Below are 6,000 nucleotides of genomic sequence, written 5' to 3'. Positions count from 1 at the left end.
ACAACGGTTCAATGCGCGCCCACAGACTATCAGACAGCTCCCAACTTGCAACGTCGGCGTATCGCGTCCCACTGGTATTATCCATATCCCTATTATGGCTCGTTCCGTAAGTTTAGAGATAGGTTCTAAGTTATAGGCAAGCACCCTTGTAACACAAGGTGAGTGCCTCGTCAAGGTCGAAAAGCTTAAAAGTTCCGATGCGTCCTCACGGCTTCGACGCATTCTCCGGCGGCGTCACCGTGCAACCGGGCAGCGTGCGGAAGAAGCGCTCTGGTCCAGGCGGCGCGTAGATGATGAACAGTTCGGCCGGCTTCCAGCCCACGTTCAGCGTCGCGTGATACACGTCGGCGGGAATGAAGATGCTCGCGCCGGCGTGCAAGCGCACCGGCGGCTGGTCGTCAATCATCTGTTCGATCTCGCCGCTGATGACGTAGATGATCTCGTCGCTGCCGGGGTGGTTGTGCCGTGCATGGCCCATGCCGGGCTTGACGATGACCACACCGGAGCTAAACCGCTGGGAGCCGGTCACTGCCGGCTCGTTGTGCATCTTCAGCGTGCCCCAGTCGAACTGGAGCGACTCGACGTCTTCGCCGTAAACGACATAACCTGCGCCGATCTTCTGCATGGCATACTCCTCGATAGTGAGATGTCGGACAGATTAGCATGTAGCAGCGCAGCGCGCAATGCGTAAGCCTTCGATGAGCCAAGCCCGTACAAGGGGCTCGGCCGGAGTGCCATGGCGTTCCGGCCGAGTTAGAAGCAGCGATGATGCAAGAATCAGCGCTCGCGCGGGCAGGTGCTGATGCCAAACGGCGCATACAGCGGACAGAAGCCGATGAGGCTGGTGAGCAGGAAGACCGCTGCCAACACGCCTAGAATGACGGCCAGCACACCGCTGATTGTGCCGGTGACGATGAGCGCAGCAACGATGACCGCAACGACGATGCGAATCCCGCGATCCAAATTACCCATATTCTTCTTCATCTCGAAACCTCCTGGATTGTGGACATATCGTGTTGACTATAGGGTAGCGTGCCAGCGGCGATTTGTCGGTGACAATGTCACACAACTGAGGCGATTCGCCCGCGCTCAACCGGCGGCATCACATCGCCCTGGCGCGGCGCAGGAGCCCGGCATGATCCAACAGCATGATCGTCCCCCGGCCGGTCTCGATCAGGCGGCTGGCGCGGAAGTCCTCCAGGATGCGGCTGACGACCTCGCGCGAGGTGCCCAACTCGGCTGCGATCTCCTGATGGGTGATGCGCAAGCTGGAAGCCGAGGGGCTGAGCCGACGAGCCAAGAAGTCGGCGATGCGCGCATCCATGCGCCGGAAGGCCACCTCGTCCACAACAGCCATGACGCTGGCCAGCCGTCGCGAGAGCAGGTCGAACACGTAGTCCCGCCACGGCTGATAACGATTGACCCAATCGCGGAACGCCGTCGCCGGAATCACGATGGCCTCCGCATCGCGCTCGACCATAGCGATGGCGGGGAACTGGCGATTGCCCAGGATGCAGTTGGCGGTGAGGATGCAGCTTTCCCCTTGCTCGAAGCGGTAGAGCGTGATCTCACGTCCGGTCTCGCCGATCTTGAACACGCGCACCACACCGCTGAGCAGGACCGCAATAGTGTTGCATTCATCGCCTTCAGCGAAGATCTGCGCGCCGGCGGGAACGGCGTGGATGCTCGCCTCGCGCAGAAAATCGCGGAGGAGTTCCGCCGGCGCATGCGCCAGAAACGGCAGCGCCGTCGTCGCGCGCTTCAGGTTTTCGGGCCGTAACATTAGATGCGCGGAAGCCGTCAGCGTCGCTGCAACTGCTTGAAGCGTCGGGCGTTTTCGGTGATCGCCACCTCAGTGGGCAGGCGCTCCATGCTGCTGGCGCCGAAGAAGCCGACAACGCCCGTTGTGCGCGAGAGCACATACTGTGCGTCCTCCGGCTCGGCGATCGGCCCGCCGTGGCACAGCACCATCACATCAGCGCGCACGCGCTTCGCGGCGTCGTGCATGCGCTGGATGCGCTCGACGCATTCATCCAGCGTGAGGGCGGTCTTCGCGCCGATGGCGCCTTTGGTCGTCAGCCCCATGTGTGGCACCAGCACATCCGCGCCGGCCTGCGTCATCGCGACGGCCTGATCTTCGTCGAACACGTATGGGCAGGTGAGCAAATCCATCTCATGCGCCAGCCGGATCATGTCCACCTCCAGCCCGAAGCCCATGCCGGTCTCCTCCAGCCCTTGACGGAAGACGCCGTCAATCAGGCCGACGGTGGGGAAGTTCTGCACGCCGGTAAAGCCGGCCTCCTTCACCTGCCGGAGGAAGACCGGCATCAACCGGAAGGGGTCGGTGCCACACACGCCGGCCAGCACCGGCGTATGCTTCACCACCGGCAACACCTCGTTGGCCATTTCCATCACAATGGCATTCGCGTCGCCGTAGGGCATCAGCCCGGCCAGCGATCCGCGCCCGGCCATGCGATAGCGTCCGCTGTTGTAGATGATGATGAGGTCCACGCCGCCGGCTTCGGCGCACTTGGCCGACAAGCCGGTGCCCGCGCCGGCGCCGATGATGACGCCGCCAGAAGCCACAGTCGCCCTGAGCTTCTCTAGCGCAATTGCTCTGTCCATAAGCTGTCAACCCCTTTGTCGCCGGGACGCATCCATCTCTCCCAGCGCCGCAGTACTTCTTCTCTTCTTCTCTTTTGCGCCGGCGATCATCCGATCCAGCTCGCGCGCCATTGCCTGCGCAAATTGCGGGTCATTGATGTCCGTATCCATCTCCCGCACCGGAATATCGGCGCGCAGGTTGGCCTTCAGCTCGCGAATCAGCGCTGCATCCGCTTCGGGATCATAGAACGGCTTGCCCTGCGTGGCGATCATCGAGACGCCCTTGAGCGGGATGAAGACTGCGGTCGGTCCGCTGGCCAAGTTCAACTTGCGGGCGATGATGCGGCCCAGCTCGGCGCATTCCTCGGCTGTGGTGCGCATGAGCGTCACGGCGGCGTTGTGCTGATAAAGGTTACGCCCGCGGAACTGCTCCGGCACGGTGTCCAGCGGCCCGAAGTTCACCATGTCCAGTGCGCCGAGCGACACCACCTGTGGCACACCCAGCTTGCCTGCCGCCTCCAACCGCTCCGGCCCGGCGCTCAACACGCCGCCCACCAGTTCATCGGCCAGCTCGGTGGTCGTGATGTCCAGCACGCCGGCCAAAAAGCCGCCCTTCACCAGCGCCTCCATGCTTTGTCCGCCGGTGCCGGTCGCGTGAAAGACGAGCACCTCATAGCCGCGCTCCTCCAGCCAAGCGCGCGCCGCGTTCACGCACGGCGTCGTGACGCCGAACATCGTCGCGCCGATCAGCGGTTTAGATTTGGAGGCGCGCTTGCGTTTGGCATACGCGGCGGCCATGCCCGCGATGGCCGCCGCTGCATTGCTTAAGATGCGCTCACTGACGCGGTTGACGCCGGCGATGTCCACCACCGAGTACATCAGGGTCACGTCGTTCGCGCCGACGTAAGGGCGCGTGTCGCCGCTGGCCAGCGTGCTGACGATGAGCTTGGGCACACCCACGGGCAACTCGCGCATGGCCGCCGCTGCGATGGATGAATTGCCGCTGCCGCCCATGCCCATGATGCCATCCAGCTTTTGCTCGGCATAGAGGCGCTTGGCGATCTCCGCCGCGCCCCGCGCCATGGTCATCACCGCTGCACCACGGTCGCCGGAGGTCGCCAAAGCGCGGATCTCCGCGCCTGCGGCGCGGGCCACTTCCTCGCGCGGAATGGTGGGCTTGATCTGGGGCGCGCCCAGGACGCCCGCGTCCACCAGGATCACCTCGGCGCCGTGTTGCCGAATCCGTTTGCGGACGAAGTCAAATTCTGCGCCCTTTGTGTCGAACGTGCCGATCAAAACGACGGTTGTCATAGTGCACCTCGCTAGCGTTATAGGCGCAACCTGCGCTTAGCGCAAATGCGCCTCTCAGCGGATGATCAGGTTGCATACATGGGCTTCATATGCGCAACCGGGAGCGTTCTGTCTGCATGGTTGGCCCACGCACAACTGGGCGATGCGGCGCAACCGGAGCCGGCAAGTGACATGATGAGCAGCCTGGTGCCGGCGCTGATGTTCAGCATGTTGGCGCAGAGCATGTTCTGGGGAACGGGCGGCTGGACGATGCCGGGGATGCTGAGCGAGCCGACGCCACAAACGCCGTTGCTCGGCAATGGCGACTTGCTCGAGGCCGGCGCGATGAGCGACTGGGATGACGCCGGCGGCTTAGACTTTGGCGGCGAGTTCTAACCTCCTCGCCTTCCCCAACGTGACATGGGTGCAGGCAGAGCCGGTCGAAGCCTGCGCCCACGCGTCTTTTTGGCTGGGCGTCGGCCGCACAGCAAAGATGAGCCACTGCCGGCGACCCTTGTGCAACGCCCTATAATCAGCGTGCGCCCTGACGACCGGCTTTGTTGGCCCAGGCGATCCGGCAACTCGGGCACATGGGGTGTAAGCGTTATGCACACGACCACGCTTTTTGCGGCCAAGTCGCGGTCCAGCTTTCTCCAGCGACACTATCAGACCCTCATCACGTTGTCGTTGCTGGCCGTGGACGTGCTTGGCATCGCGGCCAGCTTCTTCATAGCCTATCGCCTTCGATTGCTGATCCCCCTGCCCGAGCCGGCGCGCAGCGTGCCCGGCTTCGCTCAGTTCCTTCCTCTGCTGGCGCTGCAGGTCGTCGCGATTATCAGCACCTTCTTCTTCGGGAAGATGTACCATCGGCGCCGCACGCGCTATAACACCGATGACCTGGCCGCCATCTTCTCGGCGGTTTCCGTCGGCACGTTGATTAGCATCGCGCTCGTTTCGCTCACATTCAGGGGCGAATCGGCCATCGCCGACTTCCCGCGCGTTATGGTGATCTACGCCTGGTTGCTGACCATCGTCGCCGTTGTTCTGGGGCGCAGCATACAGGCGCGCATCCAACGCGCGCTGCAAATGCGCGGCATCGGCCGAACGCGCGTGGTGGTGGTGGGTGCTGGCGAGCCGGCAGCCACCGTGCTGCAGCGCATCCAACAAAATCCGCGGCTGGGTTATGACGTGGTCGGCATGGTGCCATACGACAGCCAAAAGCGCTGGGACGACGTGCGGCTGCTTGGCTCGCTGGATGACCTCTCGCGCCTGGTCGCCCGTGAGGCAGTGGACGAGGTGATCATCGCCCTGCCGGAAGCGAGCAGCGAGGACTTGCTAAACGTGATCGCCAAATGCGACCGCAGCACGATCAGCATCAAAGTGCTGCCCGATCAGTTTCAAATCATGGCCGGTCAACTCAGCATCGGCGAGCTGAGCGGCCTGCCGTTGCTGAACCTGCGCGATGTGGCGTTGCGCGGCTGGAAGGTTTCGCTCAAACGGGCCGTGGATTTAATCGGCAGCGCGGTCGGCCTGGTGTTGTTGTCGCCGTTCATGCTGCTGATCGCCGTCCTCATTAAGCTCGATTCGCCCGGCCCGGCGTTCTACACGCAAGAGCGGATGGGGCTGGACGGCAAGCGCTTCCATTTGATTAAGTTCCGCAGCATGCGCGTGGACGCCGAGCAGAGCGGCCCCGGCTGGACACGCCCCGACGACCCGCGCAAGACGCGCCTGGGCGCCTTCCTGCGACGGACCAACCTGGATGAGCTGCCGCAGCTCATCAACGTGTTGCTGGGCGACATGAGCCTGGTCGGCCCACGGCCCGAACGGCCGATCTACGTGGAGGAATTCCGCAAGCGCATCCCGCGCTACATGGAGCGCCACCGTGAGAAGGCCGGCATGACTGGCTGGGCGCAGGTCAACGGCTTGCGCGGCGATACCTCCATCGAGGAGCGCACGAAGTACGACCTGTGGTATGTCGAGAACTGGTCGGTCTGGCTCGACATCAAGATCATCCTGATGACGATCTGGCAGACGATCACCGGCGAGCACGAGAACGCGTATTGAGGAGTAAAGGGTCAGGAGTCAGGAAGCAGAGGTCAGAAGTTG

7 protein-coding genes are annotated in these 6,000 nt (G+C 63.2%); 2 read left to right on the top strand and 5 right to left on the bottom strand.

Annotated elements, in window-relative coordinates; all coding sequences use genetic code 11:
• Window positions 1–205 precede the first annotated feature (205 nt).
• The 5 genes from GXH28_RS12310 to GXH28_RS12290 form a co-directional block, all read right to left on the bottom strand.
• Window positions 206–625, bottom strand: a complete 420-nt coding sequence (locus tag GXH28_RS12310) for a cupin domain-containing protein (protein ID WP_169239330.1) — start codon at window positions 623–625, stop codon at window positions 206–208.
• 152 nt (window positions 626–777) lie between these two features.
• Window positions 778–984 carry a YgaP family membrane protein gene (locus GXH28_RS12305; RefSeq protein WP_169239329.1) on the bottom strand — a complete coding sequence of 69 codons (207 nt, stop codon included), beginning with the start codon at window positions 982–984 and terminating at the stop codon, window positions 778–780.
• A gap of 118 nt (window positions 985–1,102) precedes the next feature.
• On the bottom strand, window positions 1,103–1,783 hold the full coding sequence (locus tag GXH28_RS12300) for a Crp/Fnr family transcriptional regulator (protein ID WP_169239328.1): 681 nt from the start codon (window positions 1,781–1,783) through the stop codon (window positions 1,103–1,105).
• Between the two features lie 17 nt (window positions 1,784–1,800).
• Window positions 1,801–2,625, bottom strand: coding sequence for a phosphoenolpyruvate hydrolase family protein (locus GXH28_RS12295; RefSeq protein ID WP_169239327.1), 825 nt, complete (start codon window positions 2,623–2,625; stop codon window positions 1,801–1,803).
• A gap of 6 nt (window positions 2,626–2,631) precedes the next feature.
• Complete coding sequence (locus tag GXH28_RS12290; RefSeq protein ID WP_169239326.1) at window positions 2,632–3,915, bottom strand: Tm-1-like ATP-binding domain-containing protein; 1,284 nt, start codon at window positions 3,913–3,915, stop codon at window positions 2,632–2,634.
• Between the two features lie 120 nt (window positions 3,916–4,035).
• Between GXH28_RS12290 and GXH28_RS12285 the strand changes: the two genes are divergently transcribed.
• Complete coding sequence (locus GXH28_RS12285) at window positions 4,036–4,290, top strand: hypothetical protein (protein WP_169239325.1); 255 nt, start codon at window positions 4,036–4,038, stop codon at window positions 4,288–4,290.
• Between the two features lie 210 nt (window positions 4,291–4,500).
• On the top strand, window positions 4,501–5,958 hold the full coding sequence (locus GXH28_RS12280) for an undecaprenyl-phosphate glucose phosphotransferase (protein ID WP_169239324.1): 1,458 nt from the start codon (window positions 4,501–4,503) through the stop codon (window positions 5,956–5,958).
• The last annotated feature ends 42 nt before the right edge of the window (window positions 5,959–6,000 follow it).

Origin of the sequence: Candidatus Roseilinea sp. NK_OTU-006 (genome assembly GCF_012931985.1) — a bacterium.
Taxonomy (GTDB): domain Bacteria; phylum Chloroflexota; class Anaerolineae; order J036; family Brachytrichaceae; genus JAAFGM01.
The sequence above is the reverse complement of the archived record's forward strand: the minus strand, read 5'-3'. Positions and strand labels throughout refer to the sequence as shown.